20 protein-coding genes and 1 tRNA gene are annotated in these 25,602 nt (G+C 73.9%); 19 read left to right on the top strand and 2 right to left on the bottom strand.

Translation table 11 applies throughout. The features are described from left to right. The first annotated feature begins 120 nt into the window (after positions 1–120). The 5 genes from topA to ACF1AG_RS12320 all read left to right on the top strand — a co-directional run bounded on the left by topA (position 121) and on the right by ACF1AG_RS12320 (position 9,558). The gene (gene topA, locus ACF1AG_RS12340) at positions 121–2,958 is read left to right on the top strand and encodes a type I DNA topoisomerase (RefSeq protein ID WP_387795815.1); all 2,838 of its coding nucleotides are present in this window, start codon (positions 121–123) and stop codon (positions 2,956–2,958) included. A gap of 158 nt (positions 2,959–3,116) precedes the next feature. Then, the gene (gene tmk, locus ACF1AG_RS12335; protein WP_359599876.1) at positions 3,117–6,284 is read left to right on the top strand and encodes a dTMP kinase; all 3,168 of its coding nucleotides are present in this window, start codon (positions 3,117–3,119) and stop codon (positions 6,282–6,284) included. A gap of 163 nt (positions 6,285–6,447) precedes the next feature. Continuing rightward, a complete protein-coding gene (locus ACF1AG_RS12330) occupies positions 6,448–7,653 on the top strand; it encodes a DNA polymerase III subunit delta' (RefSeq protein ID WP_391809705.1) in 1,206 nt (401 codons plus the stop codon). 107 nt (positions 7,654–7,760) lie between these two features. Beyond that, positions 7,761–9,365 (top strand): alpha/beta hydrolase, encoded by a 1,605-nt coding sequence (locus ACF1AG_RS12325; RefSeq protein WP_391809704.1) that lies wholly within the window; start codon positions 7,761–7,763, stop codon positions 9,363–9,365. Positions 9,366–9,484: 119 nt separating this feature from the next. Further along, positions 9,485–9,558: transfer RNA gene (locus ACF1AG_RS12320), tRNA-Thr, on the top strand. Positions 9,559–9,614: 56 nt separating this feature from the next. On the opposite strand, the gene ACF1AG_RS12315 is transcribed toward ACF1AG_RS12320, so the two are convergent. Then, the gene (locus ACF1AG_RS12315; protein WP_359599871.1) at positions 9,615–10,382 is read right to left on the bottom strand and encodes a response regulator transcription factor; all 768 of its coding nucleotides are present in this window, start codon (positions 10,380–10,382) and stop codon (positions 9,615–9,617) included. 415 nt (positions 10,383–10,797) lie between these two features. Here ACF1AG_RS12315 and ACF1AG_RS12310 point away from each other — a divergent pair, with 415 nt between their 5' ends. The 14 genes from ACF1AG_RS12310 to ACF1AG_RS12245 all read left to right on the top strand — a co-directional run bounded on the left by ACF1AG_RS12310 (position 10,798) and on the right by ACF1AG_RS12245 (position 23,903). Next, entirely contained in the window at positions 10,798–11,931 is a 1,134-nt protein-coding gene (locus ACF1AG_RS12310; protein ID WP_391809703.1) for a sensor histidine kinase, read from the top strand. 176 nt (positions 11,932–12,107) lie between these two features. After that, the gene (locus tag ACF1AG_RS12305) at positions 12,108–13,010 is read left to right on the top strand and encodes an ATP-binding cassette domain-containing protein (RefSeq protein ID WP_359599907.1); all 903 of its coding nucleotides are present in this window, start codon (positions 12,108–12,110) and stop codon (positions 13,008–13,010) included. Beyond that, on the top strand, positions 13,003–13,755 hold the full coding sequence (locus ACF1AG_RS12300) for an ABC transporter permease (protein WP_359599867.1): 753 nt from the start codon (positions 13,003–13,005) through the stop codon (positions 13,753–13,755). The genes ACF1AG_RS12305 and ACF1AG_RS12300 overlap by 8 nt, the downstream gene beginning before the upstream one ends. 116 nt (positions 13,756–13,871) lie before the next feature. Next, positions 13,872–14,000, top strand: a complete 129-nt coding sequence (locus tag ACF1AG_RS12295; protein ID WP_106963308.1) for an aborycin family tricyclic lasso peptide — start codon at positions 13,872–13,874, stop codon at positions 13,998–14,000. Between the two features lie 61 nt (positions 14,001–14,061). Next, positions 14,062–15,873 carry a lasso peptide isopeptide bond-forming cyclase gene (locus tag ACF1AG_RS12290; RefSeq protein ID WP_359599865.1) on the top strand — a complete coding sequence of 604 codons (1,812 nt, stop codon included), beginning with the start codon at positions 14,062–14,064 and terminating at the stop codon, positions 15,871–15,873. Beyond that, positions 15,870–16,133 (top strand): lasso peptide biosynthesis PqqD family chaperone, encoded by a 264-nt coding sequence (locus tag ACF1AG_RS12285; protein WP_037640857.1) that lies wholly within the window; start codon positions 15,870–15,872, stop codon positions 16,131–16,133. The genes ACF1AG_RS12290 and ACF1AG_RS12285 overlap by 4 nt, the downstream gene beginning before the upstream one ends. Further along, positions 16,130–16,555, top strand: a complete 426-nt coding sequence (locus tag ACF1AG_RS12280; protein WP_102640378.1) for a lasso peptide biosynthesis B2 protein — start codon at positions 16,130–16,132, stop codon at positions 16,553–16,555. The genes ACF1AG_RS12285 and ACF1AG_RS12280 overlap by 4 nt, the downstream gene beginning before the upstream one ends. After that, on the top strand, positions 16,552–17,520 hold the full coding sequence (locus ACF1AG_RS12275; protein WP_391809702.1) for an ATP-binding cassette domain-containing protein: 969 nt from the start codon (positions 16,552–16,554) through the stop codon (positions 17,518–17,520). The genes ACF1AG_RS12280 and ACF1AG_RS12275 overlap by 4 nt, the downstream gene beginning before the upstream one ends. Next, a complete protein-coding gene (locus ACF1AG_RS12270; RefSeq protein WP_359599861.1) occupies positions 17,517–18,386 on the top strand; it encodes an ABC transporter permease in 870 nt (289 codons plus the stop codon). The genes ACF1AG_RS12275 and ACF1AG_RS12270 overlap by 4 nt, the downstream gene beginning before the upstream one ends. A gap of 13 nt (positions 18,387–18,399) precedes the next feature. After that, positions 18,400–18,873 carry a MauE/DoxX family redox-associated membrane protein gene (locus ACF1AG_RS12265; protein WP_391809701.1) on the top strand — a complete coding sequence of 158 codons (474 nt, stop codon included), beginning with the start codon at positions 18,400–18,402 and terminating at the stop codon, positions 18,871–18,873. 2 nt (positions 18,874–18,875) lie between these two features. Next, complete coding sequence (locus ACF1AG_RS12260) at positions 18,876–19,601, top strand: DsbA family protein (RefSeq protein ID WP_391809700.1); 726 nt, start codon at positions 18,876–18,878, stop codon at positions 19,599–19,601. After that, positions 19,598–20,920 carry a lasso peptide C-terminal Trp epimerase gene (mslH, locus tag ACF1AG_RS12255; protein WP_391809699.1) on the top strand — a complete coding sequence of 441 codons (1,323 nt, stop codon included), beginning with the start codon at positions 19,598–19,600 and terminating at the stop codon, positions 20,918–20,920. Before ACF1AG_RS12260 ends, mslH begins: the two co-directional genes overlap by 4 nt. A 99-nt stretch (positions 20,921–21,019) precedes the next feature. After that, positions 21,020–21,697 (top strand): response regulator transcription factor, encoded by a 678-nt coding sequence (locus ACF1AG_RS12250; RefSeq protein ID WP_359599854.1) that lies wholly within the window; start codon positions 21,020–21,022, stop codon positions 21,695–21,697. Positions 21,698–22,004: 307 nt separating this feature from the next. After that, positions 22,005–23,903, top strand: coding sequence for a BTAD domain-containing putative transcriptional regulator (locus tag ACF1AG_RS12245; RefSeq protein ID WP_359599852.1), 1,899 nt, complete (start codon positions 22,005–22,007; stop codon positions 23,901–23,903). Here ACF1AG_RS12245 and ACF1AG_RS12240 read toward each other — a convergent pair. Then, positions 23,885–25,579, bottom strand: coding sequence for a bifunctional 3'-5' exonuclease/DNA polymerase (locus ACF1AG_RS12240; RefSeq protein WP_391809698.1), 1,695 nt, complete (start codon positions 25,577–25,579; stop codon positions 23,885–23,887). The genes ACF1AG_RS12245 and ACF1AG_RS12240 overlap by 19 nt on opposite strands. Between the last annotated feature and the right edge of the window lie 23 nt (positions 25,580–25,602).

Raw genomic sequence — 25,602 nt, 5'->3', positions numbered from 1 at the left:
GGGCTTTTCCCGTTTGACACGGGGGCGGGATGTACCGTCACACTCCGCAGCGTCACCATGACCCGACCCCGGGGAGAAGCGCCTGGGGAGGCCCGAGCGTCGACGGAGAGAAGAGCGAAGTTGTCCCCGACCAGCGAGACCGCGAACGGCGGCCGCCGACTCGTCATCGTCGAGTCGCCTGCCAAGGCGAAGACGATCAAGGGCTATCTCGGCCCCGGCTACATCGTCGAGGCGAGCGTCGGGCACATTCGCGACCTCCCCAACGGCGCTGCAGAGGTTCCGGACAAGTACACCGGTGAGGTGCGCCGCCTCGGTGTGGACGTCGACCATGACTTCCAGCCGATCTATGTGGTCAACGCGGACAAGAAGGCGCAGGTCAAGAAGCTCAAGGACCTGCTGAAGGAGTCCGACGAACTCTTCCTCGCCACCGATGAGGACCGCGAGGGCGAGGCCATCGCGTGGCACCTCCAGGAAGTGCTCAAGCCGAAGATCCCGGTCAAGCGCATGGTGTTCCACGAGATCACCAAGGACGCGATCCGGGAGGCCGTGGCCAACCCGCGCGAGCTCAACCAGAAGCTGGTCGACGCCCAGGAGACCCGCCGCATCCTCGACCGTCTCTACGGCTACGAGGTCTCGCCGGTCCTGTGGAAGAAGGTCATGCCGCGGCTGTCCGCCGGCCGCGTGCAGTCCGTCGCCACCCGGCTCGTGGTCGAGCGGGAGCGCGAGCGCATGGCGTTCCGCTCCGCCGAGTACTGGGACCTGACCGGCACCTTCTCCACCGGCCGCGCCGGTGACGCGAGCGACCCGTCGACGCTGGTCGCGCGGTTGCAGACGGTCGACGGACGCCGGGTCGCGCAGGGCCGCGACTTCGACTCGCTGGGGCAGCTGAAGAGCGCCAACACCCTCCATCTCGACGAGGCGAACGCCCGCGCCCTCGCCGCCGCCCTGGAGGACACGCGGTTCGCGGTCCGCTCGGTCGAGTCCAAGCCGTACCGCCGCTCGCCGTACGCGCCGTTCCGTACGACGACGCTGCAGCAGGAGGCGAGCCGCAAGCTCGGCTACGGCGCGAAGGCCACGATGCAGATCGCGCAGAAGCTGTACGAGAACGGCTACATCACTTACATGCGTACGGACTCGACGACCCTGAGCGAGACGGCGGTCGCCGCCGCCCGCGCCCAGGTCACGCAGCTGTACGGAGCCGACTACCTGCCGCCGCAGCCGCGCACCTACGCGGGCAAGGTGAAGAACGCGCAGGAGGCGCACGAGGCGATCCGTCCTTCGGGGGACCGTTTCCGCACGCCCGCCGAGACCGGTCTGACCGGCGACCAGTTCAAGCTCTACGAGCTGATCTGGAAGCGGACCGTCGCCTCGCAGATGAAGGACGCGACCGGCAACAGCGTGACGGTGAAGATCGGCGGCACCGCCGCCGACGGCCGGGACGTCGAGTTCAGCGCGTCCGGCAAGACCATCACCTTCCACGGCTTCCTCAAGGCCTACGTCGAGGGCGCCGACGACCCGAACGCCGAGCTGGACGACCGCGAGCGCCGGCTGCCGCAGGTCGCCGAGGGCGACGCGCTGAGCGCCGAGGAGATCTCGGTCGACGGCCACGCCACCAAGCCTCCGGCCCGCTACACCGAGGCGTCGCTGGTCAAGGAGCTGGAGGAGCGCGAGATCGGCCGCCCGTCGACGTACGCGTCGATCATCGGCACGATCCTCGACCGCGGCTACGTGTTCAAGAAGGGCACGGCCCTGGTGCCGTCCTTCCTCTCCTTCGCCGTGGTCAACCTGCTGGAGAAGCACTTCGGCCGGCTCGTCGACTACGACTTCACCGCGAAGATGGAGGACGACCTCGACCGCATCGCGCGCGGTGAGGCCCGTGCGGTGCCGTGGCTGAAGCGTTTCTACTTCGGCGAGACCGTGCCGGACAGCGGCTTCGCCACGGGCGGCGACGCCGGCGCGGCCGACGCGGGCAACGGCGACGGGGACCACCTCGGCGGCCTCAAGGAACTGGTGACCGACCTGGGCGCGATCGACGCGCGCGAGGTGTCGTCGTTCCCGGTGGGCAACGGCATCGTGCTGCGGGTCGGGCGCTACGGCCCGTACATCGAGCGCGGCGAGAAGGACACCGAGGAGCACCAGCGTGCCGACATCCCGGAGGACCTGGCGCCCGACGAGCTGACCGTCGAGCTGGCCGAGGAACTGCTCGCCAAGCCGAGCGGCGACTTCGAGCTGGGCACCGACCCGGCGACCGGGCACACGATCGTCGCCAAGGACGGCCGCTACGGCCCGTACGTGACGGAGATCCTGCCCGAGGGCACCCCGAAGACCGGCAAGAACGCGGTCAAGCCGCGCACCGCGTCGCTCTTCAAGTCGATGTCCCTGGACACCGTGACGCTCGACGACGCGCTGAAGCTGATGTCGCTGCCGCGCGTGGTCGGCACCGACCCCGAGGGCCAGGAGATCACCGCGCAGAACGGCCGCTACGGCCCGTACCTGAAGAAGGGCACGGACTCGCGGTCGCTGCAGTCGGAGGAGCAGCTCTTCACCATCACGCTGGAGGAGGCTCTGGCGATCTACGCCCAGCCCAAGCAGCGTGGCCGGGCCGCGGCCAAGCCTCCGCTGAAGGAGCTGGGCACCGACCCGGTCAGCGAGAAGCCGGTGGTCGTCAAGGACGGCCGCTTCGGCCCGTACGTCACCGACGGCGAGACGAACGCGACGCTGCGCTCGGGCGACAGCGTGGAGACGATCACGCCGGAGCGCGGGTTCGAGCTGCTGGCCGAGAAGCGCGCCAAGGGTCCCGCCAAGAAGACGGCGAAGAAGACCGCCAAGAAGACGACGGCCAAGAAGGCCCCGGCGAAGAAGACGACCGCGGCGAAGAAGACCACGGCCGCCAAGAAGACGACGGCGAAGAAGACCGCCGCGAAGAAGACGGCCGCGGCGAACGGCGCGGAGGACTGATCCCCGTCCCGCCGGGCAGTGGAACCCCCGTCCCCTGACGCCGGGTTCCGCCGCCCGGCGTTCGGAATGCGAACGTCCCGGCAGGGTTCCGTGTCGGGGCGTGTGCATGTCAGGCGCGTCGGCCCCGGGGTGTCCCCCCGGGCCGATAGGCTGAACGCATGACGCGAGCCGAGCAGCCCACGGCCTCCCCACCGGCCCCCGACGACGCCCTTGTCGCGGACTCCCGCGAGCGTGCCGTCCGCGCCCTGCTGCGCCGACCGCAGGTGAAACGGTTGTGGAGCGCACAGCTCGTGGGCGGGGTGGGCGACGTCCTCGCCCTCCTCGTGCTGGTGCTCCTCGTCCTCCAGGCGTCGGTCGCCGAGCAGGCCTTCGGCGGCGGGTACCGCGGAGCGGCGTTCGCAGTGGCGACCGTTTTCGGCGTGCGGATCCTCGCGACGCTGCTGTTCGGCGCCGTGCTCCTCGGCCCGCTCACCTCGCTCACCTCGCAGGAGGGGCCGCTGGACCGCCGCTGGACCATGGTCGGCGCGGACGGACTGCGCGCCGCCCTGCTGATCGTCGCGCCGCTGTGGATCGACTGGACGTCCGACAACGCCCTGGCGATCCTGCTCGTCACCGCGTTCGTGGCCGGCGTCGCCGAGCGTTTCTGGGCCGTGTCCCGCGAGGGCGCCGCGCCCGCGCTGCTGCCCGGACCGCCGCCCGAGGGCGCCAGCATCCGGCCGCTGCCCGACCATCTCGACGCCCTGCGTCGCCTGTCGCTGCGCACCGGCTTCGTGGCGATACCGCTCGCCGCCCTGACGCTCGTCGCCGCGGCCCTCTTCAACAACCTGCTGGGCACAGGCATCGAGTGGTTCGGCCAGCACCAGGCGGCTCTCCCCTCGTACGTCGCGGCCGGACTCTTCGCCGCGTCGCTGTCCGTCGTCACCTTCCTCGAACTGCCCGGCACCCGCACGCCCCGCCCGCGCTCGCCGCTGGAGGGCCTGCGCCGCCCGCGGCACGCCGCCGGACCCGACAAGGGCCGCACCGGCGCGCTGGCGCTGCTGGTCGTCGCGGGCGCGTCCGTGGCCGGGGCCGTGGCGGCCGCCGTCGCCGTGGCCGTACTGCACGCCAAGGACCTGGGCGGCGGGCCCGTCCTGTTCGGCCTGATGGTGGGCGCGCTCACCGGCGGTGTGGTCGTCGGCATCCGTACGGCCCCCGCCCTGCTGCCGTCGCTGTCCCGGCGGCGCATGCTCGCCCTCACCCTGGCCTTCACGGGCCTCGCGCTGCTCGCCGCCGGGCTCGTCCCGGACGTCACCAGCGTGCTGCTGATCCTGGCGTTCGCCGGCGTCGGCGCGGGCATGGCCGCCAACATCGCGCACACCCTGCTCGACCAGGAGACCGAGGAGCAGCGCCGGTCCCGGGTCACCGAGCACCTGCACGCGGTCGTCCGCGTGTACGTGGCACTCGGCGCGGTGATCGCCCCCGTCGTGGCGGCGGCGATCGGCCCGCACCGCCTGGAGAACGGCAGGTTCGTCTTCGCCCACGGCGGCGCCGCCTTCACGCTCATGCTCGTCGGCGCCCTGCTCCTGCCGGTCGCCGCGATGGTGCTGGCCAAGGTCGACGACCGCTCCGGTGTCCCGCTGCGGCAGGACCTGCGGGACGCGCTGCTCGGCGGCGACGACCCCGCCCCCGCGTCCGCCGGCACCGGCTTCTTCATCGCCCTGGAGGGCGGCGACGGCGCGGGCAAGTCGACCCAGGCCGAGGCCCTCGCCGACTGGATCCGCTCCAAGGGCCACGAGGTCGTCCTCACCCGCGAGCCCGGCGCGACCCCGGTCGGCAAGCGGCTGCGCTCGATCCTGCTGGACGTCTCCAGCGCCGGGCTCTCGCACCGCGCCGAGGCCCTGCTCTACGCGGCGGACCGCGCGGAGCACGTGGACACCGTCGTGCGCCCGGCGCTGGAGCGCGGCGCGGTCGTCATCAGCGACCGTTACATCGACTCCTCCGTCGCCTACCAGGGCGCCGGGCGCGACCTGTCGCCGACCGAGATCGCCCGCATCAACCGCTGGGCCACCGCAGGGCTCGTGCCGAACCTGACGGTGCTGCTCGACGTGTCCCCGGAGACCGCCCGGGAGCGGTTCACCGAGGCGCCGGACCGGCTGGAGTCCGAGCCCGCGGAATTCCACGCGCGCGTGCGCTCCGGTTTCCTCACCCTCGCCGCCGCCGACCCCGGCCGCTACCTGGTGGTCGACGCGGGCCAGGAGCCGGAGGCCGTCACCACGGTGATCCGGCACCGGCTCGACCGCATCCTGCCGCTGTCCGAGGCCGAGATCGCCGCCCGCGAGGAGGCGCGCCGCAAGGCCGAGGAGGAGGCCCGCCGCAAGGCGGAGGAGGAGGCGGCCCGCAAGGCCGAGGAGGAGCGCCTGGAGCGTGAGCGCCAGGAGCAGCTCGCCAAGCTGCGCGCCGAGGAGGAGGAGCGCAAGCGCCGCGAGCTGGAGGAGGCGCAGCGGCGGGAGGCCGAGCGTCAGGCGGAGGAGGCCCGGCAGCGCGCCGAAGAGGCCCGCCGCCGCGCCGAGGAGGAGCGTCAGCGGCTGCTCGCCGAGGAGAAGGCGCGCGCCGAGGAGGAGGCGCGCCGCAAGGCCGAGGAGGAGCGCCGCCGCAAGCAGGCGGAGGAAGAGGCGCGGCTGCGTGCGGAGGCCGAGGCACAGCGCCTGGAGAAGCAGCGCAAGGCCGAGGAGGCCCTGCTGCGCGCCGAACAGGCCCGGCAGCTCGCCGAGCGCGCGGCGGCCGCGGCGGAGGCGGGCCCGCGCACCGCGGCGACCCCCTCCGAGGCCCCGGCCCGGCCTGCCCCGGGTCAGGACGCCGACGAGGCGCTGACCGTGCCGACGCCGGTGGTCACGCCGACCAATGCGACCGGCGGCCCCGTGGACGAGACGGCCGTCCTGCCGCGCGTACGGGACGAGGAAGCGGCGCGGCACGCGGACCGTCCGGCGCCGGCCGACGCCGAGGTGACGACCGAGCTGCCCCGGCCGCAGGTGCCGGGCGCGGCGGACGAGACGGCGGTGCTGCCTTCCGTGCCTCCGGGCGCGGCGGACGAGACGGCGGTGCTGCCGCCGGTGCGCGAGGGCGAGCCCGGCCCCGCGGGCGGCGCGGAGGAACCCGAGGACCGTACGCGTGAGCTGCCGCAGGTCGACGCCGGGAGCGCCCCGCGCCGCCGGGAACGTCCCGACTGGGCGGAGGAGACCCCGCTGGACGACCTGCCGTCGCTGGCCGACGAACTGCTCGGCCCGCACGAGGACGACCACGGCGACGACGACCGCCGGGACGGCGGAGGACGGTGGCGCCGGCGCTGAAGCGCAGCTTGTACCGTGCCGGGCGTGCCTTCGGGCGCGCCCGGCGCTGTTCCCCGCGTCCGGTGGAAACCGGCTCCGGGCGCCGGCCGGGACGGAGGTGTCGGTCCGGACCCGCACAATGGATCCGGCAGAGCACGACGCGACGGAGAGGCGGGGCTGACCCATGACCGTGTGGGACGACCTGGTCGGGCAGGAGCGGGTGAGCGAGCAGCTCGCGGCCGCCGCCCGGGACGCCGACGCGTTCGTCACCGCCGCGGCGAGCGACGCGCCCCCGCCCGAGGCGTCCCGCATGACGCACGCATGGCTGTTCACCGGCCCGCCCGGCGCGGGCCGCAACCAGGCGGCGCGCGCCTTCGCCGCCGCCCTCCAGTGCGTCAGCCCCGACCGGGCCCTCGGCGGCGCCCCCGGCTGCGGCTTCTGCGACGGCTGCCACACCGCGCTCGTCGGCACCCACGCCGACGTCTCCACGGTGGCCGCCGTCGGCGCGGAAATCCTGGTCAAGGACATGCGCGACACGGTCCGCAAGTCGTTCACCGCCCCGGCGAACGGCCGCTGGCAGGTGATCCTCGTCGAGGACGCCGAGCGGCTCAACGAGAAATCCGCCAACGCCGTCCTCAAGGCCGTCGAGGAGCCCGCCCCGCGCACGGTGTGGCTGCTGTGCGCCCCGTCCGTCGAGGACGTCCTGCCGACGATCCGCTCCCGCTGCCGCCACCTCGTCCTGAGCACGCCGTCGGTGGAGGCCGTCGCCGACATGCTCGTCCGCCGCGAGGGCATCGAGCCGGACATCGCCGCCTCCGTCGCCCGCGCCACCCAGGGCCACGTCGACCGGGCGCGCCGCCTGGCCACCGACCCGGCCGCGCGCGCCCGTCGCGCCTCCGTGCTGAAGCTGCCGCAGCGGGTCGAGGACGTCGGTGGCGCGCTGAGGGCCGCCCAGGAACTGGTCGACGCGGCCGCCGAGGACGCCAAGCAGCTCGCCGAGGAGATGGACGGCAAGGAGACCGAGGACCTGAAGACGGCGCTCGGGGCGGGCCAGGGCGGCCGTCTCCCGCGCGGGACGGCAGGCGTGGTCAAGGACCTGGAGGACATGCAGAAGCGGCGCAGGACGCGCACCCAGCGCGACAGCCTCGACGTCGCCCTCGCCGACCTCACCAGCTTCTACCGGGACGTCCTCGCGTTGCAGCTCGGCTCCCGCATCGCCCTCGCCAACACCGACGCCGAGGACGTGCTGGAGCGCCTGGCCCGCAGCAGCACGCCCGAGTCCACCCTCCGCCGCATCGAGGCGATCGCGGCCTGCGGCGAGGCGCTGGACCGGAACGTGGCGCCGCTGCTGGCGGTGGAGGCGATGACGATGGCGCTCAGGGCGGGCTGACACCCAGGCAGGCCGAGCGGTGCCTTCTTCCCCGGAGGCCTCAACTCGTCCGGGTCGCGGCGTGTGCACAGAGCATCCGCCCGGTCGCTCACCGTTACGCTCCCGGTATGCACACACGGCGCACCCCACGCAGGACCCGCACCCCACGCAGGACCCGCACCGCAGCAGCCCTGTTCACCGCGGCCGCGCTGCTGCTGGCGGGCTGCTCCTCCGGGACCTCGACCAGCAGGGCCAGTTCACCGGTGGCGGGAGCGGCCGCCGCCCTCGCCCCGCTGCCCGGCTCGACCCCCGCGGTCCTCGCCGGGTACTACGAACAGGAACCGGCGTGGCGCGACTGCGGCGTTCCCGGGTTCCAGTGCGCCACGGTCAAGGCCCCGCTCGACTACGCCGAACCGTCCTCCGGTGACGTCCGCCTCGCCGTCGCCCGCAAGAAGGCCACCGGACCCGGCAAGCGGCTGGGATCCCTGCTGGTCAACCCGGGCGGCCCCGGCGGCTCGGCGGTCGACTACCTCCAGATGTACGCGGGTATCGGCTACCCCGAGGATGTGCGCGCCCGCTACGACATGGTGGCGGTCGACCCGCGCGGCGTCGCCCGCAGCGAGCCCGTCGAGTGCCTGGACGGACGCGCGATGGACGCGTACACCCGCACGGACACCACGCCCGACGACGAGAAGGAGACCGAGGCGCTCGTCTCGGCGTACCGGACGTTCGCCGAGGGGTGCGGGGCGAAGGCGCCGAAGCTGCTGCGCCATGTCTCGACCGTCGAGGCGGCCCGGGACATGGACATCGTGAGGGCGGTGCTCGGCGACGAGAAGCTGACGTACGTCGGCGCGTCGTACGGCACGCTGCTGGGCGCGACGTACGCGGGGCTGTTCCCGGAGCGGACCGGGCGGCTGGTGCTGGACGGCGCGATGGACCCGTCACTGAGCGCGCGCCGCCTCAACCTGGAGCAGACGGAGGGCTTCGCCACGGCGTTCACGGCGTTCGCGAAGGACTGCGTGCGGCGCAGCGACTGTCCGCTGGGCGGCAAGGGCACGAGCCCGGAGCGGGTCGGCGAGAACCTCAAGACGTTCTTCGAGAAGCTCGACGCCCGCCCGCTGCCCGCCGGAGACGCCGACGGCCGCCGGCTGACCGAGTCGCTGGCGACGATGGGCGTGATCGCCGCGATGTACGACGAGGCGGCCTGGCAGCGGCTGCACGAGGCGCTGACGTCGGCGATGAAGGAGGACGACGGCGCGGGACTGCTCGTCCTCTCCGACAGCTACTACGAGCGCGACGCGGGAGGCGCGTACAGCAACCTGATGTCCGCCAACGCGGCCGTCAACTGCCTGGACCTGCCGCCCGCCTTCGATACCCCGGAGCAGGTGCGGGAGGCGCTCCCCGACTTCGAGAAGGCGTCCCCGGTGTTCGGCGAGGGCCTCGCCTGGGCCGCGCTGAACTGCGCGTACTGGCCGGTGCGGGCCACCGGCGAGCCGCAGCGCATCGAGGCGAAGGGTGCGGCGCCGATCGTGGTCGTCGGCACCACCCGGGACCCGGCGACCCCGTACCGCTGGGCGGAGGGCCTGGCCGGCCAGCTCTCCTCGGCCCGCCTCCTCACCTACGACGGCGACGGCCACACCGCGTACGGCCGCGGCAGCTCCTGCATCGACTCCGCGATCAACACGTACCTGATCGACGGCACCCCTCCGGCGGACGGAAAGCGCTGCTCGTAGCGGGTACGGCCACCCCCGGAGGCGACGGCCCCTGCCCGCCTCCGGGGGCGGTACGAAGCACCCCCGGAAACTGTGTAGACTTACCGACGTCGCTGATCGCACCATGGTGCACACGGCGCGCCGCCTTAGCTCAGATGGCCAGAGCAACGCACTCGTAATGCGTAGGTCTCGGGTTCGAATCCCGAAGGCGGCTCTTCTTCAAGCCCCGCGCAGACAGTGTCTGAGCGGGGCTTTCCCGTTCCGGTGCGCTCACGCGCTGTTCCGCACCAGTTCCCCGGCGGGCTCGCCGAAACCCGCGTCCCGGGCCATCACCACCGCCGTCGCCCGGTCGTGCACCTCGAGCTTGGCGAAGATGCGCGAGACGTAGTTGCGGACGGTCTTCTCGGCCAGGAAGAGCCGGCGGGCGATCTGCCGGTTCCCCATGCCGCCGGCCAGGAGCTCGAGTATCTCCAGCTCGCGGCTGGTGAGCCCCGGGAACCCGGTGCTGTCGTGCGGGCCCTGCATGGTGGAGAAGTAGCGGCTCATGCGGGCCGCGACGCTGGGGCAGAAGGCGGCGCCGCCCCGGGCGACGAGCTTCAGTGAGCGAAGCAGTTCGTCGGCCGAACCGAGGCGGGCGAGGTAGCCGTTGACGCCTGCCCTGAGGGCCGAGACGATCATCTCGTCGTCGTCGTTCTGCGCCACCACGATCGTGTGCGGCCGGGACGCCTCGTCGGGGAAGGCGGAGGCGATGTGCCGGACGCGTGCGGAGACGGTTCTGCTGGAGGACGGTTCGCTCAGGACGATCACGTCGGGGTGGAGGGCCGTGCCGGCCAGGTCCGACAGACATCGGAGGTCGTCCGAGTCGTCCGTGGCACGGCCGACGAGAGCGCACTCCTCATCCTGATCGACAATCGTTTCCAGCCCGGCGAGGGATACCGGGTTGTCGCTGACCACGAACAGGTTGACGGTCATCTCGTACATCCCCCAGAAATGCGTCGGCGTGGTGCGGACGGCGCCGTACGGTCCCCAGGGGCACACGCGACGAAGGGTCGGTCCGTATGCGACCGACTCCGGGCGTGACGTAGTCAGTTGTGGCTTCTCAGCGGCCCCCGTGGCCATGACCTGTCGGCGCAGGCATGGTGTTGCATCGGAGCGCGCAGGGCGCTCGTGATGCCGAGTATGTGGACACGTCCGGACAGAACGCAAGGACGCCAACGCCCCTGTACGGCCCGAGGGGTGAGTATCGGCCGGGCCCCGCCGGACCACCGCGTCCCCGGCGTCGGCGGTGGTGGGGGCGGCTCCGGGCGCGCGACCCGCGGGGCCGCACGCCCGTGTGGGCCGTGGTGCGGGGCGGACGACACTGTCCGAAACGGTCACCTCGGCGTGCGACACGCGGACGTCCGGCCCTGTGCCCGTTGGACGGGCCGTGGAGCGAGGGCCTACGTTCGACGGCATGGGTGAGGGGTCCCGGAGGCGTGCGCTCGTGCTGGACGGGGCGGCGGCCTGTGCTTTCACGCTCCTGCCGCAGGTGTCGCTGTTGCGGCCGGCCGTCGACGGCGGGACGGGCGGCGGCCTCCTGTGGCTGTTGTCCCTGGGGGCCGGGCTCCCGCTCGCCGTACGGCGGTTGTGGCCCGTGCCGGTCTTCGTCCTCGTCCTGGCCGCCGCCTGCGGGGCGCTGGCCGCCGGCCTCGGACCCGCCTCGTTCCTGGCCGCCGCCTACGCCGTCTACACGGTGGCCACCACCCGGCGGCGCGACCCCGGGGTGTCGGCCGTCGCCGTCGCCGCGCTGTGCGCGGCGGTCGCGGCCCTGCTCACGCTGTCGGGCGGGCAGTCCTACCAGGGCGGCAGCACCGCCGTGCAGGCCGTGTTCGGCCTCCTCGTGCTCGGCGCGACCTGGGCGGCCGGCTCGGCGGTCAGGGAGCGCGGACGCAGTACCCGGCGCGCCATCGAGCACGCCGCCGAGCAGGCGAAGACCGAGGAACGCCTGCGTATCGCACGCGACATCCACGACGTCGTCACCCACAGCGTGGGACTCATCGCCGTCAAGGCCGGCATCGCCAACCACGTCGTGCCCACCCGCCCCGAGGAGGCGAAGGAGGCCCTGGCGGTCATCGAGGACGTCAGCCGCCGGGCGCTGCGCGACATGCGCGCCACCCTGACCGTGCTGCGCGGTGAGGACCGGAGCGAGGCAGGAGATCTGCGGCCCGCCCGCGGCCTGGCGGATCTGCCCGCGCTGCTCGAGACCGCCGAGGCGGCAGGCGCCCGCGTCGAACTGCGCACCCGCTACGACCAGGAGCCGCCGGAGGGTGTCGCGCTGGCGGCGTTCCGCATCGTCCAGGAGGCCCTCACCAACGTGGTCAAGCACGCCGCGCCCACCGGCTGCCGGGTGGACGTCACGGCGCGGGAGGGGGTGCTCACGGTGGACGTGACCGACGACGGCCCCGGCCCCGGACGCCGGACGACGGTGCCGGGCGGGGGCATGGGGCTGGTCGGGATGAAGGAGCGGACCGCCGCGCACGGCGGCACGCTCAGGGCCGGCCCCCGGCCCGGCGGCGGCTTCCGGGTGACGGCCACCCTGCCGTTCTAGGTGTGCTGCCCTGGGACTCCAGGTGTGCTGTCCCGGGTCGTCGGTGACAGCAGTCCCAGGGCCTCACCGGCACCGACTCATCCTCGGGTATGAGGGGCGTCCGCGCGGAACCGCGCCGGGTTCCCGACCGCGGACCGATGCGGCCGAGGGGTGCGCGCCGCGAGACTCGACGCGTGATGCTTGCCGAGAGACTGACCAAGCGGTACGGGCCCGCCACCGTCGTCGACGACCTGTCCTTCACGGTGCGACCGGGGGTCGTCACCGGCTTCCTCGGGCCCAACGGCGCCGGGAAGTCCACGACGATGCGGATGATGCTCGGCCTGACCCGCCCCGACAGCGGCACGGCCGTCGTCGGCGGACGCGCCTACCGCGACCTGACCTACCCGCTCCGGCACGTCGGCGCGCTCCTGGAGACGTCGGCCCCGCACCGTGGCATGACCGCCGTCGGTCATCTGTCGTGGCTGGCGCGCAGCAACCGCATCCCCCGCCGCCGGGTGGACGAGGTGCTCGACGCGGTCGGTCTCACGGGAGCCGCCCGTAAACGGGTCGGCACCTTCTCCCTGGGCATGGCACAGCGCCTCGGCCTCGCGGCGGCCCTCCTCGGCGACCCCCCGGTCCTGGTGCTCGACGAGCCGGTCAACGGGCTCGACGCCGAGGGCATCCGATGGCTGCGCGAACTGCTGCGCGCCAAGGCCGCCGAGGGCCGCACCGTCCTCGTCTCCAGCCATCTGATGGCGGAGATGGCGCAGGTCGCCGACGAACTGGTCGTGATCAGCCGGGGCCGGCTCCTCGCCGAGACCGGCGTGGCGGAGTTCATCGGACGCCACGGCCGGACGTTCGTACGGGTCCGGACCCCCGAACCGCTGCGGGCCGCGCAGGAGTTCCAGGCGAAGGGCGCCACCTCGGTGCGGCGGGCCGTGGACGGCGCCCTGGAGGTGGACGGCCTGCCCGCGGCCGAGGTGAACCGCATCGCCGCGGCGGCCGGCGTCCCCGTCGAGGAACTGAGCACCCACACCGGCTCGCTGGAGGAGACCTTCCTCAAGCTCGTCGACGACGGAGGAGATCCCACGCATGTCTGAGACCCTCGCGGCCGCGCGGGCGGAGTTCACCAAGATGCGGGCGGTGCGCGCCACGTCCGTCGCGCTGCTGCTGTTCGTCGCCCTCAGCGTGTTCATCGCCGCGCTGGGCGGCTGGTCCGCCAGGGGTGCGATCGAGTCCGACAACCCCGGGCTGCGCTCCGACTTCACGCCCGAGCAGGCCGGCCTGGACGGCATCCTCTACGGCCAGCTCGCCCTGATCGTGTTCGGGGTGCTGATGATGTCCGGCGAGTACACCTCGGGCATGATGCGGGTCTCGCTGCTGGCGGTGCCCCGGCGCGGCCGGCTCTACCTGGCCAAGACGGCCGTCACCGCCGTCGCGGCCCTGGCCGTCGCCCTCCCGGTCACGGTCGTGTCGTACCTGGTCACCCAAGTCGCGCTGGGCCCCCACGGGTCGTCGCTCGACGCGGACGGCGTCCCGCGCGCCCTGGCCGGCGCGGTCGTCTACCTCACCCTCATGAGCCTGCTCGCCGTCGGGGTGGCGGCCGCCGCCCGCAGTGCCGTCCTTCCGCTGGCCGTGCTGCTGCCGCTGGTGCTGGTCGGCTCGCAGATCCTGTCCGTCATCGGGGCGACCAAGGAGGTGGCGCGCTGGTTCCCCGACCGGGCCGGCGCCCAGATGCTCACCGTCGACTCCGGCGACGCCCTCACCGGTCTCGTCGTGCTGCTCGCGTGGACCGCGGCCGCGCTGACGGCCGGCTTGCTCAGGCACCGCTCGTGGGACGGGTGACGGGACGCGCCTGAGTCATGTGCCCCATGCACGTGGGACATGACCGCTCGTAGGTTCCCGGACAGGTCACGGAGCCGAAAAGGTCGGCCCGGGCCGTTCGACCCACGGGAGGAACCATGACCGCGATCTACGAGCCGCCCGCCCTGCAGGAGATCGGCGACTTCGACGAGCTCACCAAGTGCCTCGGCATCGGGAGCTGCAACGACTTCGCCGGCTGCGGTTACGCCGTCGTCTGCTTCTGGTGATCGCACCGGTGCCGGTGTGCCCCTCGGGGCGCACCGGCACCGCCCGGGGGAGTGAGGCGACATGGAATTCACAGTGCTTCCGGACTGTCCCGCCGGCGCCGCGCTGGCGGACCGGGTGGCGGCGCCGAAGCGGATCGACCACGCGTCGGGCCGGCCCTGGATCGTGGGCGACTGGGCCGAGGGCGAGGCAACGGTGGCCGAGGCCGGCACCCACCGCCTGGCGGTGTTCGGACACACCCGGCCCGACGCGGCGGGGACGGCCTCCGCGGTCGGCCGGATGCGCTCGCTGCACGACGTCGACCAGGTCGCGTCCCGGCTGCCCGGGGTCTTCCACCTCGCGGTCTCCCTGGACGGCGCGGTCCGCCTCCAGGGCTCCGTGGCCGGCGTGCGGCAGGTCTTCACCGCCCGGGTCGACGGGGTGACGGTCGCCGCGAGCGCCGTGGACCCGCTGCTGCGCCTCACCGGCGCGGGACTCGACGAGACACTGCTGGCCGCACGGCTGCTGGCGCCCGGCGGGGCGCCCTGGCCGCTCTCGCTGCGCCCGGTCCACCGCGGCGTGGACGCGCTGCCCACCGGCCACTGGCTGGAACTGGGCGCCGACGGCCGGGCCCGCAGCGTCCGATGGTGGCGACTGCCCGAGGCGACCCTCTCGCTGGAGGAGGGTGCCGGGGCCGTCCGTTCCGCGCTCACCGACGCCCTCGCGACCCGTGTGGACCCGCACCGCACGATCAGCGCGGACCTCTCCGGCGGACTCGACTCGACCACCCTGTGCTTCCTCGCCGACGCGGCCGGCGCCGACCTGGTCACCTACCACGTCATGCCGCTCGACGAGGCCAACGAGGACACCGCGTGGGCCCGCAAGGCAGCCGCGCATCTGCCGCGCGCCCGCCACCACATGCTCGCCGCGGACCGCGCCGCCAACCTCTTCGACATCGGCTACACCGCCGACACCGTCAACGCGGCTCCCGAGGGCCCCTCGACGTGGGCCTCCGGACTCGCACACATCCGGGACCTCGCCGGGCGGGCCACCGCCGAGGGCGCGGCCCTGCACCTGTCCGGGTTCGGCGGGGACGAGCTCTTCGGCCGGATGCCCGCCTGCGCCTGGTCCCTTGCCCGCGTCCGCCCGGCCGACGGCCTGCGACTGGTGAACCGCTACCGGCTGGCCAACCGCTGGCCCTGGCGCAGCACCCTGCGGCAGCTCGCGGACCGTTCGACGTTCGCACGGAACCTGAGCGAGGTCGCGGGGCGGATCACCGCCCCGCCCCCGCCGGTCAACGAGCCCGACTTCGGCTGGGTGTTCGCGCCGCGCATGCCCGCCTGGGCCACCCCGGACGCGGTGGCCGCCGTACGGGACCTGCTGACCACGGCGGCCGAACGGAACCCGGAACCGCTGGACGCCGACCGGGCCCGGCACCAGGCGCTGTCCTCCGTCGTGTTCGAGGGGAACACCGTCCGGCAGGTCAACACCGCCGTCGCCGGCACCGGCCTGGTCTGGGAGGCGCCGTTCCTCGACGACCGGGTTCTCGAGGCGGCCTTCGCCACCCGTATCGACGAGCGGCTGGCCGCCGGACGGTTCAAGCCGCTGCTGACCACCGCCGTGCGGGACCTCGTGCCCGGCGACTTCCTCGCCCGTCGCGACAAGGGCGAGTTCAGCGCCGAGACGTTCCGGGGCATCGAACGCAACCGGGACCGGATCCTGGACCTCTGCGAGGACTCGCTCCTGGCCCGGCTCGGCCTCGTCGACCCGGACGCCTTCCGGTCCGCGGTGCTCAACCCCGGGCCGATGTCCCATCACCTCCAGCCGATCCAGACCACGGTGGCGTGCGAGAGCTGGCTGCGGGCGCACCCCCAGGACACCGGAGAGAACCGATGAAACTGAGTCTTGCCCGCGATGTCACCCTCACGCCCGTCGATTCCGGGGCGGTCCTGCTCGACGGCCGTCGCGGACGCTACTACCAGCTGAACGCCTCCGGCTCGGCGATCCTGCACAAGCTGCTCGACGGCGACACTCCCGCCGCGGCCGCCGCGAGCCTGTCGGAGTCCGCCCCCGTCAGCGAGGAGCGGGTGCACCAGGACGTGCTGGCCCTGGTCCGCTCGCTGAGCGAGGCCGACCTCGTGGAGGTGACACAGTGACCACGCCCGCCGTCGCGGAACAGGCCACGCGCCTCCCGCTGCACCGGCAGATCGCCCCGAGATGCGCGGCCGGCGCCGCCCGCCTGCTGGTAAGGCTGCCCCCGGCCCGGCTGCACCGGGTGCTGCGCGTACTGAGCAAGGGCTCCCGCCCTGCCGGGTACGCCCAGGTGGCACGGGCCCGGCGGTCCGTCGTCTCGGTCAGCACCCGCTGCGCGGGCCTCGGCTGCCTCCAGCGGTCCGTCGCCACCGTGCTGCTGCTCCGCGTCCGGGGCAGGTGGGCCGACTGGTGCACCGGCTTCCGGGTGCAGCCCTTCGCCGCGCACGCCTGGGTCGAGGCCGACGGCCGCCCGGTCGACGAGCCCGGAGAGGTCGGCGTGTTCCGCACCGTGCTGGCCGTGCGCCGCACCGGAGGCGGCTCATGACGGCGATCCGGGCCGAGGGCCTCTACGCGTACTACGGCACCACACCGGCCGTGAACGGCCTCGACCTGAACGTCCCCGAGGGGGCCACCTTCGGGTTCCTCGGGCCGAACGGCGCCGGCAAGACCACCACCATCAGCATGCTCACCACGCTGCTCAGGCCCACGGCGGGCCGCGCGGAGGTGGCCGGGTTCGACGTCACCACGCACGCCGCCGAGGTGCGGCGCAGGATCGGCATCGTCTTCCAGGAGTCGACGCTCGACCTGGAGCTCACGGCCACCGAGAATCTGCGCTTCCAGGCCGACCTGTGCGGTCTGGCCCGCGCCGAGGCGCGCGCCGCGGTAGCCGCGATGCTCGACATGATGGAGCTCACGGGACGCGACAGGACCCCCGTACGGCACTTCTCCACCGGTCTGCGCCGGCGGCTGGAGATCGCCCGCGGCCTGCTCGGCTCCCCGCGCGTGCTTTTCCTCGACGAGCCGACCACCGGCCTCGACACGCAGACCCGAGCGGCCGTCTGGCACCACCTGGACCGGCTCCGCGAGGAGCAGGGCATCACGGTCTTCTTCACCACGCACCAGCTGGAGGAGGCCGAGCACTGCGACCGCATCGCGATCTTCGACCGCGGCAAGCTGGTCACGGAGGGCTCACCCGCGGAGCTGAAGTCCGTCATCGGGGCCGATGTCGTCGACCTGCGCACCGAGGACGACCGGCGGGCCGTGGACCTGCTGTCGGACCGCTTCGGACTGACGGCCGAGAGCACCCCCGGCGGCGGGCTGCGGCTGAGGGTGCAGGACGGCGCCTCCACGGTGCCCCGCCTGTGCACCGGACTGGGCCTGACCGTGCGGTCGGTGACCGTCACCCCGCCCTCGCTCGACGACGTCTACCTGCACCACACCGGGACCGCGATCAGGGACAGCAGGTCCGACGCCCGCTCGCTCGACAGCCTCGGGGAGGGACTGCGATGACCCGGACCGACATCCCGCCGAGCGTCACCGTGACGAAACCGGCCCCGCCCCCGTCCGAGGGGCGGACCTGGCACACCGCACGGCCCTACGCCCTGCTGTGGCGGCGTGAGATGACCAGGCTGCGGCACAATCCGCTGCGCCTCGTCATGGGCCTGGTCACCCCGCTGCTGTTCCTGGTCGTGCTGGGCACGGGGCTGGAAGCGGCGTCGTCCACGCTCGGCAAGGCCCAGCTGAACGACTACCGGGCCTACCTGTTCCCGGGCGCACTCGTGATGTCCGTGCAGGCCCCGGCCATCGCCGTGGGCATCTCGCTCGTCTGGGACCGCCGGCTCGGCATGCTGCGCCAGATGCTCGTCTCCCCGTTCCCACGGTCGAGCATCGTCCTCGGCCTCGCGCTCGGCGGAGCGACCACGGGTGTCGTCTACGGCCTCGCCCTGCTCGCGGTCGGAGGCATCGCGGGCGTCCGGTACACGCCGATGCTGCTGGTCGTCCTCGTCGAACTGCTGCTGGTGTCCCTGCTCTTCACCTCGTTCGGCCTGCTCGCCGCGGTCACCATCCGGCAGGTCGACACCTTCCAGATCGTGGTCAACCTCAGTCTCATGCCGCTGATGTTCTTCTCCGGCGCGATGTTCCCGCCCAACGGGCTGCCGGGCTGGCTCGACACCGTCGTCAAGCTGAACCCGCTGACCTACGGCGTCGACGCCGTGCGCCGGACCCTTCCCGGCCCGGACGTCCTCACCTCGGAGCAGACCCGGCTGATGCTCGGCGACTGGAACCCGCCCGTGTACGCGGAACTCGGGGTGCTGGCCGCCCTCACCGCCGCCGTACTGGGCCTCGCCACCTACCGGTTCTCCCGGACGCAGTGAGGGGGGCCCGGCCGTGACGATCGTGCGGACATGGGCGGGCACCGCGGCCCGGGTCGTCCTCGCGGCGGTCCTGGGCTACGCGGGCTGGGTGAAGGTCCAGGACCTCACGGAGGCCGGCCGTACCGTCGCCCTCTACCAGCTCGTCCCCGAGGAAAGCGCACAACTCGTCGGCGCCGCCGTGGCGTTCACAGAGCTGGCGCTGGCCCTGCTGCTTCTCGCGGGGCTCGCCACCCGCGCGGTGGCGGCCGTCACCGCCCTGCTGATGGTCACGTACATCGCGGCCATCGCCTCGGTGTGGGCGCGCGGGATGTCCATCGACTGCGGCTGCTTCAGCAGCGGCGGCACCCTCACCGGCGGCGCGGAGCGGGGTTACGTCGTCGACATCGCGCGCGACCTCGCCTTCCTCGGTGCCGCCGCGTTCCTGATCACCCGCCCGCGAACCCGTTACGCCCTGGACCGCTGGGTCCTGGAAACAAAGGAGCGTTAGACATGCAGCCGTCGACGGACGTCCAGGTCCGGGAAATGGTGCACCGGCGCCGGCGACGCCGCCGCACCGTGCTGGTGTCGCTCGCGGCGGTGGTCACGGTGCTCGGCGCCGCGCTCGTCGGCGCCGGCCTCGTCCGGGCCACCAACACCGAGCCCGGCGAGGCCCCCGAGGAGGTCCCCGCCGGCGTGGCCGCCGACCGGGCCGGACTCGTCACGTCCGAGGGTCCGGTCCGGGTCGACCTCTACCTCGACTACCTCTGCCCCGAGTGCCGCATCACCGAGAAGGCCCTCGCACCCGAACTGAGGAGGATGCAGGAACGCGGAGAGGTGCGCGTCGTCCACCACCCGGTCGCCTTCCTCGACGACCGCAGCGCCCCCGCCGGCTACTCCACCCGGGCCGCGTCCGCCGCGGCCTGCGCCGCGGACCAGAACAGGTTCCAGCCCTACACGGCGGCGCTCTTCGACGCGCAGCCGCCGGAACAGGGCCCCGGCCTCGACACCGACCGCCTGGTCGCCCTCGGCCGGGACGTCGGCATCACCGGCGCGTCCTTCGAGCGGTGCGTCCGCGACGGCACCTACCGGCCCTGGGTGACGTACGTGTCCGACGTCGCCGCCTCCCGCGGGGTGGCCCTCACCCCGACCGTGAAGGTGGCCGGCAAGCGCGTGGAGCTCTCCGGACCCGACCGGGCCAAGGCGTTCGTGCGAGCGGTGGAGGAGAGCCGTTCATGAGCCGCCTGACCGTGGCCCTGACCGGGGACTGCATGATCACGCGGGGCGCGCCGCTCACCTCCGACCCCGCCGCCGGCCGGCTGGGCGAGGTGCTGCGCACGGCCGACTTCGCCTTCACCAACCTGGAGGTCGCGCCCGCCACCGGACGCGGCCACCCCGTACCCGACGCGGCCAGCGGAGGCGGCCTGATCGCGGACCCCGCCGTCCTCGACGACGTGACGGCGATGGGTTTCTCGGTCCTCAGCTGCGCCAACAACCATGCCCTCGACCTCGGCACGGAGGGAGTCCTCGGCACGGCGGACCTGCTGCGCGCCAAGGGTGTGCCGTTCGCGGGGATCGGCCCCGACCTCACCGCGGCCCGGCGCCCGGTCTACGTGGACCGGCCGGGCGGCAGCCTGGCGCTGATCGCGTGCACCGCCACCTTCCGGGACGGGCAGGAGGCGGCCGCCCCGTCCCCCGACCTGCCGGGGCGGCCGGGACTCAGCCCGCTGCGGCACGGCGTGACGCTCCGGGTGACGGCCGCGCAGCTGGAGGTGTTGCGGGAGATCGACGGCGCCACCGGGCTGCGGTCCCGGCGGGCCGAGGCGCGCACCCTGCTCGGGTTCGACCCCGCCATGCCGGGACCGGGCCGGCTCGCGCTGTTCGGCACCCGGTTCGAGACCGCGGACACCCCGGGCCTGACCACCGCCTGCGACCCGCGGGACGTCCACGACATCGCCCGGTGGGTGGCCGAGGCGCGCCGCCGCGCGGACCTGGTCCTGGTCAGCGTGCACTCCCACGAACCCGGCCCGGCGCCCGAGACGCCCGCCGAGTTCCTGCGGGACTTCGCCCGCGCGGTGATCGACGCCGGCGCCGACGCCGTGGTCGGACACGGCCCGCACATGCTGCGCGGCGTGGAACTCCACCGGGGCAGGCCCGTCTTCCACAGCCTGGGCAACATCGTCAGCCAGATCGAACTGGCCGACCGCATCCCGGCCGAGGACTATGCGCGCGCCGGCACGGACGAGGCCCCCACCCCCGGCGGGTACTTCGAGCGGATCACCGCCCACGGCCGGCGGATGTTCGCCCCGCACCGCCGGTACTGGCAGTCGCTCGTGCCGGTGCTCACCTTCGAGGACGGGGTCTTCACCGGTGCCCGGCTGCACCCGGTCGACCTGGGCTTCGGGCAGCCCGTGCACCGGCGGGGGCGGCCCCGGCTGGCCGGTCCGGTCGACGCCAAGGAGATCCTCACCGACTTCGCGCGGCTCGCGGAGCCCTACGGCGTCACCGTCACCGCCGGGGACGACGGGACGGGGGAACTGGTGGCGGCGGAAAGCTGACGGCGGTCACCGGCCCGGCCGATAGAGTGCCGGGGAGACAGGCTGACGAGGCGTCGGACCGCCGAGCACGGCGGCGACCCGAGGTACGAGGGATGCGGAATGGCCGAGGCGGTCCGGGTCCTGATCGCGGACGACCAGGCGCTGCTGCGCGGGAGCTTCCGGGTCCTCGTCGACTCGACTCCCGGCATGGAGACGGTGGGGGAGGCGGGGGACGGCGCCGAGGCCGTCGCGCTCGCCCGTGAACTGACACCGGACGTCGTCCTGATGGACCTGCGGATGCCCGTCATGGACGGGATCGCCGCCACCCGCGAGATCTGCTCCGACGCGGCACTGGCCGGCGTACGGGTGCTGGCCCTCACGATGTTCGACATGGACGAGTACGTCTACCCGGCCCTCCAGGCGGGTGCGAGCGGCTTCATGCTGAAGGACGCCTCGCCGGACGACCTGGTCGCGGGCATCCGCGTCATCGCCACCGGCGAGGGCGTGCTGGCCCCCTCCGTCACGCGTCGCGTCATCGCGAACTTCTCCCACCAGGACACGGCCGCCCGGCCGGCCCCCCGGCTCGTCGGGCTCACCCGGCGGGAACAGGAGGTGCTCGTACTGATCGCCAAGGGTCTGTCGAACGCGGAGATCGCCGACCACCTGGTGATCAGCCTGCCCACCGTGAAGACGCACGTGAGCAGCCTGCTCTCCAAGCTGAACGCCCGCGACCGCGCCCAGCTCGTCATCGTCGCCTACGAGAGCGGCATCGCGGAGCGCGGGATGCCGCCGGCCTGACCGGGGTGGCGAAGACAGGTCCCCGGGGGAGTGCAAGCAGGCGGTCGAAGGGCTCGCCGCCCCGGAGAGCCGGTGCGGGCCGGCCGAGCGGATTCGGCGGCCGAAAAGAACGAGGCCCCGGTCGTTCACCTCTGGCGACCGGGTCCTCGTGAAGCGGATCGGCCGGCGGCGACACTCCCCCGAGTTGCGCTCGCGCGCGCACCCCCGGGCCGGATCCGATGTAGTGATCACATCAAACCTTGCCAACGGATGGCTAACATGAGGCCAATGGATTCCCCCTCGGTCACCCGAAAGGCAGTGGTGCGGCGTGACACGGCGCGGTCTGCGCTTCGGACTGCTGGGGACGCCTGTCCTCTACGGCGGTGAGCCCACCCCCGGTGAGCCCGCCTCCGACGGGCCGGCCCCCGGCGGGGTGGCACCCCCTCACGCCCCCTGCAGCCGCAACGGCACCCCGGTTCTCCCCGTCACCAGCGCCAAACTCCGCACCCTCCTCGCCGTCCTGCTGCTCGACGCCGGGCGGGTCGTCTCCGTCGAGGGTCTGAAGGACGCCCTGTGGGGCGGGGAGCCGCCCGTCTCCGCGCTGCCCTCGCTGCACAACCACGTCGCCCGGCTGCGCCGCCTCCTCGACGAGCCCGGCCGGCTTCTCACCGTGCCCACGGGGTACGTCCTCCGCGTCGACGACGGCGAACTCGACGTCCAGGTCTTCGACGCCCACGTCTCGGGCGCCCGTGCCGCCCGCGCCGGGGGCGACTGGGAGCGCGTGCGCCGCGAGTGCCGGGCCGCGCTCGGGCTGTGGCGGGGGAGTCCGCTGGGCGGGCTGGCCCCCGAGGTGGGCGGGTACGCCCTCGTGCGCCGCCTGGAGGAGGCGCGGCTGCTGCTCCACGAGTGGCGCTACGACGCCGAACTCGCCCTGGGCGACGACGGCCTGGCCGACCTCGTGCCCGAGCTGTCCGCCCTGGCCGCCGAGCATCCGCTGCGGGAGGCCTACCACCGTCAGCTCATGCTCGCCCTGCACCGCACCGGCCGTCAGGCCGAGGCCCTCGTCGTCCACCGTGATCTGCGCGCCCGCCTCGCCGACGAACTCGGCGTGGAGCCGGGGAAGCCCGTACGCGAGGCGCACGTCGAGGTGCTGCGGGGCAGCGGGACGCGGGACGGCGCGTCCCGGTGGGTGCGGCCCGCGCAACTGCCGCCCGCGCCAGTTCACTTCGTGGGGCGGGCGGACGTCCGGGAGGGCATCGCCCGGGCGCTCTCCGGGGCGGACGCGGCGGGCGCCGTCGTCCTCAGCGGGACGGCCGGCGTCGGGAAGAGCGCCCTCGCGCTCCAGGTCGCGCATGCCCTGGAGGAACGTTTCAGCGGCGGTCAGCTCCACCTCAACCTGCGTGCCACGGAACCCGGTTCCACGCCGTTGACCGTCGAGGAGGCCCTCGCCTCGCTCCTGCGTGACCTCGGCGTCCCCTCCGGTGACGTCCCCGGACACCCCGACGCCGCCTCCGCGCTGCTGCGGTCCCTGCTTGCCCCCACCCGTACGCTGCTCGTGCTGGACGACGCCGCGAGCGCCGCCCAGGTGCGGCCGCTGCTGCCCGCAGGGCCCGGGTGCGGCGTCGTCGTCACCAGCCGGTCGCCCCTCACCGCCCTCGACGGCTCAGCCCGCTTCCTCCTCCGGCCGCTGAGCGACGAGGAGAGCGCCGCGCTGCTGCGCGCCGCGTCCGGGAGGGAGGACATCACCGCCCGGCACCCGCTGGTCGCCCTCACCGGCCGGCTTCCGCTCGCGCTGCGCGTCGTCGCGGCCCGGCTCGCCGCCCGCCGGGCCCTCACCCCGGACGCCCTCGCCGCGCAGCTCGCCGCCGCGGACAGCCGCCTGGACCTCCTCGACCACGACGACCTCGGCGTCCGCCGCTCACTGGACGCGGCCTTCGACGCGCTCACCGCCTCCGACCGCCGCACCGACCGGGACGCGGCACTCGTCCTGCGCCACATCGGCGGCCTCGACCTGCCCTTCTGCGACGCCCCGTCGCTGGCCCGCCTCACCGGCGTCGACGAGGCGCGGGCGGAGGCGGCGCTGGAGCGGCTGGCCGACGTGGCACTGCTGGAGGAGACCACCTACGGCCGCTTCGAGCCGTACGACCTCGTGCGGGACTACGCCCGCGAACGGGCGGCGGAGCCCTGCGCGCACTCCCCGGCGGGGTGTCACTTCGCGTCGGCGTAGCACTCCACCACCGCGGTGGTGAACGGAAAGCGCACCGGCGTCTGTCCGAAGGCGATCCGCCCCGCCTGCTCGGCGGCCTCGCGGATCGCCGCCGTCACCGCTTCCGTCTCCTCCTCGGGGCAGTGCACGATCACCTCGTCGTGCTGGAAGAAGACCAGCTCCGCCGCCATGCCGGTCAGCGCCCGGCGCAGTCCCGCGAGCAGCAGCAGCGCCCAGTCGGCCGCGCTGCCCTGCACCACGAAGTTGCGGGCGAAACGGCCCCGGGCGCGGGCGTCGGTCGAGGCGTAGCCCGGGGTCCACGCGCGGGCCGTGTCGGGGTCCGGCTCGTCCCGCGCCACCGGGATGCCCGCCTCCTCCACCGCGTCGTCCGTCGTCCGCGCGGCCGGCGGGCAGGTGCGGCCCAGCCAGGTGCGGACCAGCCGCCCTTCCTCGCCCGCGCGCGCCGCCTCGTCGACGTACGCGACGGCCTGGGGGAAGCGGCGGCGCAGCGCGGCGAGGTTCTTCAGGCCGTCGCCGGAGGTCTGCCCGTACACCGCGCCCAGGACGGCGATCTTGGCGCGGTCGCGGTCGCCGGAGAAGGCGCGCTCGGACACCGCCTGGTAGAGGTCGCTCTCCCGGCCGGCCACCTCCATCAGACCGGGGTCGCGGGAGATCGCCGCCAGCACCCGTGGTTCCATCTGGTCGGCGTCGGCGACGACGAGCCGCCAGCCCGGGTCGGCGACCGCCGCGCGGCGGATCACCTTGGGGATCTGCAGGGCGCCGCCGCCGTGGGTGACCCAGCGGCCGGTCACGGTGCCGCCCGCCAGGAACTCGGGGCGGAAGCGGCCGTCGCGCACCCAGTCCTGAAGCCAGGACCAGCCGTGCGCGACCCAGATGCGGTACAGCTTCTTGTACTCGAGGAGCGGCTTCACCGCCGGATGGTCCACCGACCGCAGCTCCCAGCGGCGGGTGGACGTCACCTTGATCCCGGCCTGCGCGAACGCCTTGACCACGTCGGCCGGGAGGTCGGGCCGGACCCGGCGGCCGAAGGCGGCGGACACCTCGTCGGCCAGCTCGGCCAGCCGGCGCGGCTCGCCGCCGCCCGCGTACCGCTCGCCCAGCAGGTCGTGCAGCAGCGCGCGGTGCACGTCCGTGCGCCAGGGCAGCCCCGCGCGGTTCATCTCGGCGGCGATCAGCATGCCCGCCGACTCGGCTGCCGTCAGCAGGCGCATCCGGTCCGGGTGCGCGGTGGCGTCGGTGCGCCGCTGCTGCTCGGCGTAGACCGCGAGCAGGTCGGCCGGCGGCAGCGGGGCCGCCTGCGGGTCGAACAGCGAGGACTGGGCGCCCGGGTCCGCGTGCCGCTGCGGCGGGTCGGGCGGCACGGGTCCGCCGCGCAGCCGGGCCAGCGCGGCCTCGGCCGAACGCGGCTCCCCGTACCGCCCCTCGTGGCCGAGGAGCAGGGTCTCGGCGGCCTCGACGTCGTACGCCCGCTCCACTCGCACCCCCGTGGCGAGCAGACGTGGGTAGACCTCGGCCGTGGACCGCCACACCCACCGGGTGACGCCCGGACGGCTCCGTACGGCCTCGGCGAGGTCCGCCTCGCGCCGCACCGGGCCCGAGGGCAGCCCGTCGGGGCCGAGGGGTGCGACGTCCACGCCACCGTCCTCGGCCGGAGCGAGCACCCACCTGCCGGCCATGTACGCGAGTGTCGCAGGGGGGT

It is taken from the genome of Streptomyces sp. NPDC014764 (genome assembly GCF_043082785.1).
In the GTDB taxonomy this organism is placed as follows: Bacteria; Actinomycetota; Actinomycetes; order Streptomycetales; family Streptomycetaceae; genus Streptomyces; species Streptomyces althioticus.
The sequence above is the reverse complement of the archived record's forward strand: the minus strand, read 5'-3'. Positions and strand labels throughout refer to the sequence as shown.